Origin of the sequence: Kitasatospora sp. NPDC091207, from assembly GCF_044768625.1 — a bacterium.
GTDB lineage: Bacteria > Actinomycetota > Actinomycetes > Streptomycetales > Streptomycetaceae > Kitasatospora.
In genome coordinates this window covers 358,547-371,583 of record NZ_JBIVVS010000002.1, presented here as the reverse complement: position 1 = coordinate 371,583, position 13,037 = coordinate 358,547, and the positions used below count along the sequence as shown (strand labels likewise).

General features: G+C 72.8%; 9 protein-coding genes. 6 read left to right on the top strand and 3 right to left on the bottom strand.

What is annotated here, in order from left to right; genetic code table 11:
• Nucleotides 1-18 precede the first annotated feature (18 nt).
• A complete protein-coding gene (locus ACIQTO_RS06340) occupies nt 19-1,653 on the bottom strand; it encodes an alkaline phosphatase D family protein (RefSeq protein ID WP_402384256.1) in 1,635 nt (544 codons plus the stop codon).
• A 191-nt stretch (nt 1,654-1,844) separates the two neighbouring features.
• On the opposite strand from ACIQTO_RS06340, the gene ACIQTO_RS06335 reads away from it, so the two are divergent.
• Together ACIQTO_RS06335 and ACIQTO_RS06330 are read left to right on the top strand one after the other, a co-directional pair.
• Nucleotides 1,845-2,435, top strand: a complete 591-nt coding sequence (locus tag ACIQTO_RS06335; protein WP_402383606.1) for a dienelactone hydrolase family protein — start codon at nt 1,845-1,847, stop codon at nt 2,433-2,435.
• Between the two features lie 39 nt (nt 2,436-2,474).
• Complete coding sequence (locus ACIQTO_RS06330; protein ID WP_402383603.1) at nt 2,475-3,275, top strand: hypothetical protein; 801 nt, start codon at nt 2,475-2,477, stop codon at nt 3,273-3,275.
• 3 nt (nt 3,276-3,278) lie between these two features.
• Here ACIQTO_RS06330 and ACIQTO_RS06325 read toward each other — a convergent pair whose 3' ends face one another.
• Nucleotides 3,279-4,607 (bottom strand): DUF2252 domain-containing protein, encoded by a 1,329-nt coding sequence (locus tag ACIQTO_RS06325; protein WP_402383601.1) that lies wholly within the window; start codon nt 4,605-4,607, stop codon nt 3,279-3,281.
• Nucleotides 4,608-4,796: 189 nt separating this feature from the next.
• On the opposite strand from ACIQTO_RS06325, the gene dnaE reads away from it, so the two are divergent.
• On the top strand, nt 4,797-8,354 hold the full coding sequence (gene dnaE, locus ACIQTO_RS06320) for a DNA polymerase III subunit alpha (protein ID WP_402383598.1): 3,558 nt from the start codon (nt 4,797-4,799) through the stop codon (nt 8,352-8,354).
• A gap of 48 nt (nt 8,355-8,402) precedes the next feature.
• Here dnaE and ACIQTO_RS06315 read toward each other — a convergent pair whose 3' ends face one another.
• Entirely contained in the window at nt 8,403-9,293 is an 891-nt protein-coding gene (locus ACIQTO_RS06315) for a LysR substrate-binding domain-containing protein (RefSeq protein WP_402383595.1), read from the bottom strand.
• Between the two features lie 71 nt (nt 9,294-9,364).
• Between ACIQTO_RS06315 and ACIQTO_RS06310 the strand changes: the two genes are divergently transcribed.
• The 3 genes from ACIQTO_RS06310 (at nt 9,365) to ACIQTO_RS06300 (ending at nt 12,911) form a co-directional block, all read left to right on the top strand.
• On the top strand, nt 9,365-10,261 hold the full coding sequence (locus tag ACIQTO_RS06310; RefSeq protein ID WP_402383592.1) for a dihydrodipicolinate synthase family protein: 897 nt from the start codon (nt 9,365-9,367) through the stop codon (nt 10,259-10,261).
• Nucleotides 10,262-10,358: 97 nt separating this feature from the next.
• Nucleotides 10,359-11,405, top strand: coding sequence for an aspartate-semialdehyde dehydrogenase (locus tag ACIQTO_RS06305; protein ID WP_402383590.1), 1,047 nt, complete (start codon nt 10,359-10,361; stop codon nt 11,403-11,405).
• Between the two features lie 297 nt (nt 11,406-11,702).
• A complete protein-coding gene (locus tag ACIQTO_RS06300) occupies nt 11,703-12,911 on the top strand; it encodes an NYN domain-containing protein (RefSeq protein WP_402383587.1) in 1,209 nt (402 codons plus the stop codon).
• Nucleotides 12,912-13,037: the final 126 nt, after the last annotated feature.

The following is a 13,037-nucleotide window of genomic DNA, read 5'->3' as shown; positions in this document are numbered from 1 at the left end:
GCACCCCTCAGGGGGCGGTCACTTGACGGGCGAGTAGACCCGCTCGATCTGCTGGGTGCCGGACTTGGTGCGGTAGGAGCGCGTCCACTTGGTGGTGGCGTCCTTGCGGGTGCGGTCGGACAGCACGTAGTAGTCCATCTGCGTCTGGCCCGGGGTGATGTCCAGGACGCCGTAGCCGTGCGAGTCCAGGTCGACCCACTTGACGTGCGGGTTGGCCGACTTGATCGCGGCGGCGGCCACCAGCGAGAGGGTCTGCGGGGCGACCTTGAGGACGTCGTCGATGTTGTCCGAGGTCACCGAGGTGACCACGAACTCGGTGGCCGCGCTGCCGGAGAGCGGGTAGGTGGCGGCCTCGTGCGGGACGTCCGACGCCCAGGCGGAGTGGATGTCGCCGGTCAGGAAGACGGTGTTGGTGATGCCGTTCGACGTGAGGTGGCCGAGCAGCTCGCGGCGGTCGTGGGTGTAGCCGTCCCACTGGTCGGTGTTGACCGCGAGGCCCTCGCCGGGCAGGCCGAGCAGCTTGGCCAGCGGGCGCAGCAGGTAGTCCGGCAGCGAGAAGAAGGCGACCGGGGAGATCATCACCTCGTTGCCGATCAGCCGCCAGGTGGTGTCGGAGGCGGCGAGCCCGGCCTTCAGCCAGTCCATCTGGGCGCGGCCGGTGATGCTGCGGTCGGCCGAGTCGACGTCGCCGTTGCCGACCTTGACCTGCTCCGAGCGGAACGAGCGCTGGTCCATCAGGTGGAGGTCGGCCAGCTTGCCGTAGCGCAGGCGGCGGTAGGTGGTGCCGGCGATCGACGGACGGACCGGCATCCACTCGAAGTAGGCCTGCTTGGCGGCGGCCATCCGGTCGGCCCAGTCGCCCTCGGTGCCGGGGGTGTGGTTCTCGGCGCCGCCGGACCAGGCGTCGTTGGCGAACTCGTGGTCGTCCCAGATCGCGATGGTCGGGACCTGCGCGTGCAGCGCCTGGAGGTCCTCGTCGGTCTTGTAGCGGCCGTGCCGGGTGCGGTAGTCGGCCAGGGTGAGGATCTCGTGGGCGGGGGCGTGCGGACGCACGACCGTGCCGCGGGCGCAGAACTCGCCGGTCTTGTACTCGTAGATGTAGTCGCCGAGGAAGAGGAAGGCGTCCAGGTCGCCGCGGGCGGCGAGGTGGCGGTACGCGGAGAAGTAGCCGGCCTCCCAGTTGGCGCAGGACGCGACGCCGAGCCGCAGGCGGGCGAGGGCGGCGTCGGCGGCCGGGGTGGTGTGGGTGCGGCCGACCGGGGAGACGGTGGCGCCGGCCGTGAACCGGTACCAGTAGAGGGTGTCCGGGGCCAGGCCGCGGACGTCGGCCTTGACGGTGTGGTCGGCGGCGGCGGTGGCGGTCACCGTGCCGCTCGCCGCGATCCGGGTGAAGCCCTTGTCGGTGGCGAGCTCCCAGCGGACCTCGGTGTCGGGGCCGGCGGCGGAGCCGGGGACGGCGTCGGGGGTCGGGGTGACCCTGGTCCAGAGCAGGATGCCGTCGGGGAGCGGGTCGCCGGAGGCGACGCCGTGGAGGAACTGGGGGGCGGTGGCGGCCGAGGCCGCGGTACCGAGTGCGAGCGGCAGGGCTGCGGCGCCGGCCGCTATCGCGGTGGCCTTCAGCACCTGGCGACGGTGCGGGCGGGCGGCGGTCATGTCATCGACAAGGTCAGTCACGGCGGACAGGCTACCGGGCGGTAATGATGCGTTCCATATGTTGAACTGACTGTTTGTCGCCGATTCACCGGCGTGTGACGTCCCGCCACCGGTGCGGGTGCGCGCGGCCACCCCGCGGTCATGAGCGATGATGGGGACACCCCCGACCACCGCTGCAAGGAAGTCCCACCGTGGCCCAGATCCTGCTCCTCCACTCCGTCTACGGACTGCGGCCGGCCGTCCACGCCGCGGCCGACCGGCTGCGGGCCGCCGGGCACACCGTGCACACCCCGGACCTGTTCGACGGGAAGACCTTCGACGACGTCGAGGAGGGCATGGCGTACAAGGAGGAGCTCGGCAGCGACGAACTGCTGCGCCGGGCCGTCGGCGCCGCCGCCCCGCTGCTGGGCTCCGGAGCCGCGCTCGTCTACGCCGGCTTCTCGCTCGGCGGCTCGCTCGCCCAGAACCTCGCCCTGGCCGACGAGAAGGCCCTCGGCCTGCTCCTCCTGCACGGCACCTCCGACATCCGCGAGGGCGCGGCCACCTCGGTCCCGGTCCAGCTGCACATCGCCGAGCCGGACCCGTTCGAGCCGGAGGACTGGCTGAACGCCTGGTACCTGGGCCTGCGCAAGGCCGGTGCGGACGTGGAGGTGCACCGCTACCGGGGCGCGGGCCACGTGTTCACCGACCCGGAGCTGCCGGACTACGACGCCGAGGCGGCCGAGCGGACCTGGGCGGTGGCCCTGGACTTCCTGGCCGAGCTGGACGAGTCGGCGGCCTGAGAGCCCCGCGCGGGCGGGCGGTTCCGGAGGAGGACGGGGATGACGACCGTGCGCGCGGACGCGTACGCGCCGGCGGCGACGCTGCCGGGACTGCTGCAGCGCGGCCGGGGACTGGGCGCGCGGATGGCGGCGGAGGACCCGTCGGCCGCCGCCGCGCTGGTGTACGGGTGCGTCCGGTGGGACTGGCGGTGGGACCGGCGGGCCGACGACCGGGCCCGTTACCTGGCCCGGCTCGTCCGGGACCTGGAGCTGCCGGTGGAGCCGGTGGCGGAGCTGCTCGGCGGGGGAGGGGAGGCCTCCGGGCGGGCCGCCCGCGTCCTGGGGCTGCTGGCCCCCGGCGGGCCGGCGCCGGCCGGGCACGCCCCGGCCGCCGGTGCCGGGGCGGGGCCGGTCGGCGCGGGCTGTCCGGCCCGGCCGGGCGGGCGGCCGGACGACCCGGGGGCGCGGGGGGAGGCGGCGGAGCTGGTAGCCGCGCTGGAGCGGGACTGGGTGGAGCGGCGGTGGTGCGGGCCGCTGGACACGGCGCGCGGGCTGGCGCGGTTCGGGCCGGAGGCCAAGGACGCGGTCTCGCTGCTGCGGCGGTTCTGGCTGTGGACGCCGCACTCGTCCGAGCGCGCCGGCTATCTGGAGGCGCTGGCCGCCATCGATCCGACGGGCCTGGACGCGGTGTACGTGGAGTGCCTCTGGGACTGCGAGGACGACGCCCGGCTGCTGGGGATCGCGCACGCGCCGGACGGGCCGGACGTCCGGGCGCGGCTGGCGTACCTGCGGGACGACGCGGTGGAGGAGCGGGGGGTCAGGGCCGCCGCCGGGGCGCGGCTGGCGGCCCTGACCCGGTAGGGCCTACAGGCCGGGGATGCGGCCGTTGCGGTAGAGGTCGACGAAGAGCTGGTGGTCCTGGCGGGCCCGGGCGCCGTAGGCGTGGGCGAAGTCGACCAGCATCGCGGTGAAGCCGGCCTCGTCGCGGGCGATGGCGGCGTCGATGGCGTGCTCGGTGGAGAACGGCACCAGGGTGTGGCCGCTGGAGGACTCGTCGGCGGCGGCGTGCATGGTGGCGGTGGCCCGGCCGAGGTACTCGGTGACGGCGAGCAGGTCGGCCGGCTCGTTGAGGTCGGTCCAGTCGAGGTCGGTGGAGTACGGCGACACCTCGGCGACCAGCTGGCCGCGCCCGCGCAGGGTGGTGTGGCCGAGCCACGGGTCGCTGTGGGCCTGGAGGGCGCGCTGGGAGATGACCGTGCGGTGGCCCTCGTGCTCGAAGTAGCCGGCGATCGCCGGGTCGGTGACGTGCCGGGCGACGGCGGGCGACTGGCCCTGCTTCATGTAGATGATCACGTCGTTCTCCAGCGCGTCGGTGTGCCCCTCCAGCAGCAGGTTGTAGGAGGGCAGGCCGGCGCTGCCGATACCGATGCCGCGGCGGCCGACGACGTCCTTGACCCGCAGCGACTCCGGGCGGGTGCGGGAGGCGGGCGGCAGCGTGGTGAGGTAGGCCGCGAAGGCCTCCAGCACCTCGGCCCGGGTCGGCTCGTCCAGCTCGATCGCGCCGCCGCCGGTGCGGAAGCGGCGTTCGTACCCCTCGACGACGGTCTCCGACTCCAGCAGCGCGACCCGGGTCTGCAGCCGGGCCCGGCGCAGGGTGTCCAGGATCGGGCCGGTGGCGGTGTCCAGGGTGAAGGGGTCGGCGTCGCCGGAGGAGACGTGGGCGGCGATCCGGGCCCGGTAGGCGGTGGCGAAGGCGGTGACCAGCTCGGTGATCGTGGTGTCGGACAGTGCCTTGGCGTAGCCGATCAGGGCCAGCGAGGCGGCCAGGCGCTGGACGTCCCAGGTGAAGGCGCCGACGTAGGCCTCGTCGAAGTCGTTGACGTTGAAGACGAGGCGGCCCTCGGCGTTCAGGTAGGTGCCGAAGTTCTCGGCGTGCAGGTCGCCGTGGATCCAGACCCGGCTGGTGCGCCCGTCCAGGAAGGAGGCGCCGTAGCCGGCGAACGGGCCCTCGGCGAGGTCCGCGTAGTAGAGCCCGGCGGTGCCCCGGTAGAAGGCGAAGGCGGAGGCGGCCATCTTGCGGAACTTCACCCGGAAAGCCGCCGGGTCCTTGGCGAGCAGGTCGCCGAAGGCCGTGTCGAAGACGCTCAGGACGGTCTCGGCGCGGTGGTCGGCGGTGGGTCGCGGATGGGACATGGGAGGGTCCTTTTGCGGCGTGGTGGGCGGCCCGGCATTTCTGTGGCCGCAGCTAGAGTAGGGGCGTGAACGCGTGAGAGCTGGTCCGGGCCCTGGTGAAGCGGCTCGGGCCTCATATGTTTCCAGGCACCTCTGTGACCTGTGCGTTCGCCGGCCAGCCAGCCAGCACCAGCCTCCGGAGGCCCCGCCTTGAGCGACCAGCCGTACGCGCATCTGCACGTCCACACCGAGTACTCGATGCTGGACGGGGCCGCCCGGCTGAAGCAGCTCTTCAAGGAGGTCGAGCGGCTGGGCCAGACCCATGTCGCGATGACCGACCACGGCAACATGTACGGCGCGGCCGAGTTCCACAAGCAGGCCACCGCGGCCGGGATCACCCCGGTGATCGGCATCGAGGCGTACGTCGCGCCGGAGGCGCGCACCAACACCAAGCGCGTTCTCTGGGGCCAGCCGCACCAGAAGCGGGACGACGTCTCGGCGTCCGGCGCCTACACCCACAAGACCATCTGGGCCCGGAACAAGCAGGGCCTGCACAACCTCTTCAAGCTGACCTCGCGCTCCTACGCCGAGGGCTGGCTGGTGAAGTGGCCCCGGATGGACAAGGAGATCATCGCCGAACACGCGGCCGGCCTGATGGCCACCACCGGCTGCCCCTCCGGCGAGGTGCAGACCCGGCTGCGGCTCGGCCAGTTCGACGAGGCGCTCAGGTCCGCCGCCGAGTACCAGGAGATCCTCGGCCGGGAGAACTACTTCCTGGAGCTGATGGACCACGGCCTGGACATCGAGAAGCGGGTCCGCGACGGGCTGCTGGAGATCGGCCGGAAGCTGAACATCCCGCCGGTGGTCACCAACGACTCGCACTACACCACCGAGTCCGACGCCGGCGCGCACGACCTGCTGCTCTGCGTCCAGACCGGCAAGAACCTCTCGGACCCGGACCGCTTCCGCTTCGACGGCACCGGCTACTACATCAAGTCGGCCGCCGAGATGTACGCGCTGGACTCCTCGGACGCCTGGCAGGAGGGCTGCCGCAACAGCCAGCTGCTGGTCGCCTCGCGGGTCGACATCGAGGGCATGTTCGAGTTCAAGAACCTGATGCCGCGCTTCCCCATCCCGGCGGGCTTCGCGTCCGAGGCGGACTTCTTCCGGTCCGAGGTGTGGAAGGGCATGGACCGGCGGTTCCCGGGCGGGTACGACGACGAGCACCGCGCACTCGCCGAGTACGAGATGGACACCATCGTCCAGATGGGGTTCCCGGCGTACTTCCTGGTGGTCGCCGACTTCATCATGTGGGCGAAGAGCCAGGGCATCGCGGTGGGTCCCGGCCGCGGCTCGGCGGCCGGCTCGCTGGTCGCCTACGCGATGGGCATCACCGACCTCGACCCGATCCCGCACGGCCTGATCTTCGAACGCTTCCTCAACCCCGAGCGCGTCTCCATGCCCGACGTCGACATCGACTTCGACGAGCGCCGGCGCGGCGACGTGATCCGGTACGTGACGGAGAAGTGGGGCTCCGACAAGGTCGCCATGATCGTCACCTACGGCACCATCAAGGCGAAGGCCGCCATCAAGGACTCCTCGCGGGTCCTCGGCTACCCCTACGCGATGGGTGACCGGATCACCAAGGCGATGCCGCCGGACGTCATGGGCAAGGGCATCCCGCTCTCCGGCATCACCGACTCCTCGCACCCGCGCTACGGCGAGGCCGGCGAGATCCGCGGGCTGTACGAGAACGACCCGGACGTCCGCAAGGTGGTCGACACCGCGCGCGGCATCGAGGGCCTGATCCGCCAGCCCGGTGTGCACGCGGCCGGCGTCATCATGTCCTCCGAGCCGCTCACCGACCACATCCCGGTCTGGACCCGGCACACCGACGGCGTCACCATCACCCAGTTCGACTACCCCACCTGTGAGGGCCTCGGCCTTCTCAAGATGGACTTCCTCGGCCTGCGCAACCTGACGATCATGGACGACGCCGTCAAGGCGATCGAGCGGAACAAGGGCATCAAGATCAACCTGCTCGACCTGCCGCTGGACGACAAGCCCGCCTACGAACTGCTGGCCCGCGGCGACACGCTCGGCGTCTTCCAGCTCGACGGCGGGCCGATGCGGTCGCTGCTGCGCCTGATGAAGCCCGACAACTTCGAGGACATCTCCGCCGTCCTCGCGCTGTACCGGCCGGGTCCGATGGGCGTCAACTCGCACACCAACTACGCGCTGCGCAAGAACGGCCAGCAGGAGATCACCCCGATCCACCCGGAGCTGGCGGAGCCCCTGGAGGAGATCCTCAAGCCGACGTACGGCCTGATCGTCTACCAGGAGCAGGTGCAGAAGGCCGCGCAGATCCTGGCCGGCTACTCGCTCGGCCAGGCCGACCTGCTGCGCCGGGCCATGGGCAAGAAGAAGAAGGAGATCCTGGAGGCCGAGTTCGTACCGTTCCGGCGGGGCTGCCGCGAGCACGGCTACTCGGACGCGGCGATCCAGGCGGTGTGGGACGTCCTCGTCCCCTTCTCCGGCTACGCGTTCAACAAGGCGCACACCGCCGGGTACGGGCTGGTCTCGTACTGGACGGCGTATCTCAAGGCCAACTACCCGGCCGAGTACATGTCCGGGCTGCTGACGTCGGTCAAGGACGACAAGGACAAGTCGGCGGTCTACCTCAACGAGTGCCGCAAGATGGGCATCCAGGTGCTCCCGCCGGACGTCAACGAGTCGGACTCCGACTTCACCCCGCACGGGGACACCCTGGTGCGGTTCGGCCTCACCGCGATCCGCAACGTCGGCGGGCCGGTGGTGGAGTCGATGATCCGCACCCGGAGGGCGAAGGGGAAGTTCACCGCCTTCCCCGACTTCCTGGAGAAGGTGGAGTCGGTGGTCTGCAACAAGCGGACCGTCGAATCCCTCATCAAGGCGGGCGCGTTCGACTCGCTCGGACACACCCGCAAGGGGCTGACCGCGCAGTTCGAGCCGATGATCGACAACGTCGTTGGGGTCAAGCGCAAGCAGGCCGAGGGCCAGTTCGACCTCTTCAGCTCCGCTGAGATCGGGCAGAGCGGCGGCGACGCGGTCAGCGACGAGCCGAGCTTCGGCCTGGACGTGGTCTTCTCCGAGGAGGAGTGGGACAAGGCCTTCCTGCTCACCCAGGAGCGGGAGATGCTCGGCCTCTACGTCTCCTCGCACCCGCTGCACGGCATCGAGCACCTGCTCGCCGACAAGGCGGACTGCGCGGTGGCCGACCTCGCGGAGCGGCCGGACGGTTCCATCGTCACCATCGGCGGCATCATCTCGGGGCTCCAGCGGAAGATGACCAAGCAGGGCAACGCCTGGGCGATCGCCACCGTCGAGGACCTGGCCGGCTCGATCGACTGCATGTTCTTCCCCGCCAGCTACCAGTTGGTCTCCTCCCAACTCGTCGAGGACTCCGTGGTGTTCGTCCGCGGCAAGCTCGACAAGCGGGAGGACGTGCCGCGGCTGATGGGCATGGAGCTGGCCGTGCCGGACCTGACGAACGTCGCGGCCCAGCTGCCGATCACCCTCACCATCGCGGAGAGCCGGCTCAACCCGGCGGTGGTGACCCGGCTCGGCGAGGTGCTGGCCCACCACAAGGGCAGCACCGAGGTGCACGTCCACCTCCGGCGCGATCACAGCACCACGGTGCTGCGGCTGGACCGGCACCGGGTGAAGTCCGACCCGGCGCTGTTCGGGGACCTCAAGCAACTGCTCGGTCCGAGCTGCCTGGCGAACTGAGACCGGTCCGGCCCCCGGGGCCGGGCCGTACGCCCCAGGTCTCATGGCTCAGGCCGCCGTGCCGCCGAGGCCGGACGGGACGGCCGTGTGCAGGGCCGAGACGAAGGCCGAGATCGCCGGGTGCGAGCCCGCGCCCGCGCGGAAGGCGACGCGGGTGCGCCGGTACATCGGCAGCCGGGTGAGCACGACGCCGGGCGGGGTCCGCACGGTGCCCAGCCGCGGGACCAGCGCCACCCCCTGGCCGGCCGCCACCAGGGCCAGGACGGTGGCGAAGTCGTCGATCTGGTGCCGGATGCGGGGAGCGAAGCCGGCGCTCTCGCAGGCCCGGACGGCCATGCTGTGGCAGAGCGTGCCCCGCGGCGACATGATCCAGGGCGCGTCGCGCTGCTCGGCGACGGTGCCGGCGGCCCGGGCGGCCAGGTACATCGGCTCGGTGAACACCGGGCGGGTCACCGCCAGGCCGGGCTCCGGATCGGCCGGCACCAGGTCGTACTCGTGCACCAGCGCCACGTCCAGCTCGCCCGCGCGCAGCGCCGCCGCCACGGCCGCCGGGTCCACCTCGGTGACCATCGGCTCCAGGTCCGGGTGCCAGCCGGACAGCTCGGCGAGCACCGCCGGGATCACCGCCCGGGCCGCCGAGGGGTAGCTGCCGATCCGGAGCGGGCCGGCCAGCCCCTGTCTGGCGTGGGCGAGTTCGGCGTCGGCCTGTTCCAGCCGGGCCAGCACCGCCTCGGCGTGCCGGACGAGCCCCAGCGCGGCCGGGGTCAGCGCGACCCGGCGCCCGGTGCGTTCCAGCAGCGGGACACCGGCCTCCTTCTCCAGGACGGACAGCTGTTGGGACACCGCCGAAGGGCTGAACGAGAGCGCTTCGGCGACGGCGGCGATGGTGCCGAGGTGGGCGAGTTCGCGCAGCAGACGCAGGCGTCGGACATCGAGCATCGGCTCAGCTTACGAGAACCGTCACCCATGTGAACTGGACCTGCGGGATCGGGGGGCACAGGATCGTGGGCATGGAACACACGGTCCTCAAGGGCATCTACGTCCCGCTGGTCACCCCGTTCGCCGCGGACGGCTCGGTGGCGCTGGACGCACTGGAGAAGCTGGCCGGCTCGGTGCTGGACGGCGGCGCGGCCGGGCTGGTCGCCCTCGGCACCACCGGCGAGCCGGCCACCCTGAGCGCGGACGAGCGGCGCGCGGTGACCGAGGTCTGCGCGGCCGTCTGCGCCGACCGCGGCGCGCGGCTGGTGGTCGGCGCGGGCGGGGCCGGCACCCGGGCGGCCGCCGAGGAGCTGGCCGGGGTCGGGCGGGTGCCGGGGGTGGCGGCCGCGCTGGTCACCGTGCCGGCCTTCGTGCGCCCGGGCGAGGCCGGTACGGTCGCGCACTTCCGGGCGCTGGCCGGGGCGAGTCCGGTGCCGCTGGTCGTGTACCACATCCCGTACCGGACCGGGCAGCCGCTGTCGGCCGGGGCGCTGCGCGAACTGGCCGCCGTGCCGGGCGTGGTGGGCGTCAAGTACGCGACCGGGGGGCTGGACCAGGACGCCGTGGAGCTGCTGGCCGACCCGCCCGCCGGGTTCGCCGTCCTGGCCGGTGAGGACGCCTTCCTCGCGCCGATGCTGGCGCTCGGCGCCGCCGGCGGCATCCTGGCCTCGGCCCACCTGGCCACCGCGCGGTTCGTCGAGCTGGCCGCCGCCTGGGAACGCGGGGACGTGCCGCGGGCCCGCGCCCTGGGCCACCGGCTGACCGCGCTGACGGTGGCCGCCTTCGCCGCGCCCAACCCCGCCGTGGTCAAGGGCGTGCTGCACGCACAGGGCCGCATCCCCACCCCGGACGTCCGGCTGCCACTGCTGCCGGCGGGCCCGGCGGAGGTGGCGCGGGCACTCGAACTGGCCACTGGTCTGGACCAGTAGCTCTCACACCGTGGAATACCCGGCCGCCCCGCCCGGGTGACAGGGCATGATGGGCGGAGTGCGGCTGTGACCAGCGACATCAAGAGGAGTAGTCGGAATGAAGATCGGCATTGTCGGGGCCACCGGCCAGGTCGGCGGCGTGGTCCGCGAGATCCTGGCGGAGCGCGCAGGACTCCCCGGAGGAGTGGGCCCGGTGGAGCAGCTGCGGCTGTTCGCCTCGGCCCGTTCGGCCGGGCGCACGCTGCCCTGGCAGGGCACCGAGATCACCGTCGAGGACGCGGCCACGGCCGACTACACCGGCCTGGACATCGTGATCTTCTCGGCCGGCGGCTCCACCTCCAAGGCCCTCGCCCCCAAGGCGGCCGCGGCCGGCGCCGTCGTGATCGACAACTCCTCGGCCTGGCGCCGCGACCCCGACGTCCCGCTGGTCGTCTCCGAGGTCAACCCCGGCGCCATCGCGAACCGCCCCAAGGGCATCATCGCCAACCCGAACTGCACCACCATGGCCGCCATGCCGGTGCTGCGCCCGCTGCACGACGAGGCCGGCCTCGCCGCGCTGGTCGTCTCCACCTACCAGGCCGTCTCGGGCAGCGGCGTGGCCGGTGTGGCCGAGCTCCAGGACCAGGCCGCCAAGGTCGTCGACGGCGCCTCGGCGCTCGCCCACGACGGCTCCGCGGTCGAGTTCCCCGAGCCCAAGGTGTACAAGCGCCCGATCGCCTTCAACGTGCTGCCGCTGGCCGGCTCCATCGTCGACGACGGCTCCCACGAGACCGACGAGGAGCAGAAGCTCCGCCACGAGAGCCGCAAGATCCTCGGCATCCCCGACCTGAAGGTGGCCGGCACCTGCGTGCGCGTCCCGGTCTTCTCCGGCCACTCGCTGCAGATCAACGCCCGCTTCGAGCGCCCGATCAGCCCGGAGCGCGCGGTCGAGCTGCTCGCCGGCGCCCCCGGCGTCGAGCTGAGCGAGATCCCCACCCCGCTCCAGGCCGCGGGCCGGGACCCGAGCTTCGTCGGCCGCATCCGCGTCGACGAGACGGTGGAGAACGGTCTGTCGCTGTTCGTCTCCAACGACAACCTGCGCAAGGGCGCCGCGCTCAACGCCGTCCAGCTGGCCGAACTGGTCGCCGCCGAGCTCAAGGGCTGAGCGCGCGGTCGCACCCGGCGGGCCCCGTCCTCGGACGGGGCCCGCTTCGCTTTCCCCGGCGCCGGCCGGGGCGCCGTCCCCGCCGACCGCGCCCCGGGCGCACCGCCGCCGGCTGTTGCCGGACCGCGACATCCACCGAGATTCGGTCGGCGAACCAGGGGTAAAGGTGACCCAACGATCGGGCGGCTGCGGGCACCCCTCACCCCACCGGGCCCGAGCGCCGGGCGGACCGCGCCCACCCGGCAGCGCCGCGACCGGCGACGCCGGACCCCGAGGGCGAGCGAAAAGAGGTGCGCGATGGACCGCTGTGTCGTCCTGGTGGACGCCGGTTACCTGCTGGGCGCCGCCGCCAGCCTGCTCGCCGGTGACCCGTCCCGCTCCCGGGTCAGTGTCGACCACACCGCGCTCATCACCGCCCTGCGCGAGCGCGCCGAGGCCGAGACCGGGCTGCCGCTGCTGCGGATCTACTGGTTCGACGCCGCCCCCGACCGCCGCCCGATGCCGGAGCACCGCCGGCTCAGGGTCCTGCCGCGGGTCACCGTCCGGCTCGGCGCCCTCACCCGGGCCGAGGGCCGCTGGGTGCAGAAGGGCGTGGACGCCGCGATGCACGCCGAGCTCTCCGAACTCGCCCGCAACCGGGCCTGCGCCGACGTCGTGCTGATCACCGGCGACGGGGACCTGCTGCCCGGCATGATGTCCGCCAAGGAGCACGGCGTGGTCGTCCACCTGTGGGCGCTGCAGGCCGCCGACGGCGACTTCAACCAGTCCGAGGACCTGGTCGGCGAGGCCGACGAGCGGCGGGTGCTCGACCGGGAGTGGATCGAGGGCTCGTTCAGCCTGCGCGACACCTCCACCGGCTTCCCCGCCCCCGGGCCGCGGCACGAGATCGCCAAGATCCTGGCCGCCCCGCCCGCGGCGGTGGCGTCCGCGGTCCGGCCCGCCGCCGTGCCGGGGCCCGTCGAGGTGCCGGTGGCGAACGGGCGCTCCGCCGGGACGGCCACCGCGCTGAAGGTCGTCCCGACGCCGAAGGACCTCGCCGGGCGCGCCACCGCCCCGCAGCCCGCGACGGCGGCCCAGCCCACCGGCCCGGTGCTGCGCTGGTCCTCCGACCGGGGCTGGGTCGAGCGGCCCGCCGCCGAGCCGGCCGTCACCGCCGGGGACGGCCTGCCCACCCTCGCCCAGCTGACCACCGCCGAGCAGCGCTGGGCCGACCGCGAGGAGGACATCACCACCATCGGCGGCGACGCGCACGAGGTCGGCCAGGTGTTCGCCCGACGCTGGACGGAGCGGCTCGGTGACGTCGAACGGCTCACCGTGCTCTGGCCCGACTACCCGCGCATCCCGCACCGCGTCGACGGCGAGCTGCTCCGTTACGCCGCCCGGTTCGGGCTGCTCGCGCACAAGGACGACCAGATCGACGAGCACGACCGGTACGCCATCCGGGCGGGATTCTGGAAGGAGCTGGCGGGCCGGGTGCCCGGTGGGGACCTCGTCGTCGACGACTGAGCGGCGTTCCCGTTTCGGGGGATCAGGCCCCCTTGTCCGGTTGGTGGTGTCCACCGCGTAGAGTCTTCGCTCGTGAGCGAGGGCAACGAGCGGAGCGCCGACAGGGGCGCGGTCCGCGAAGCGACC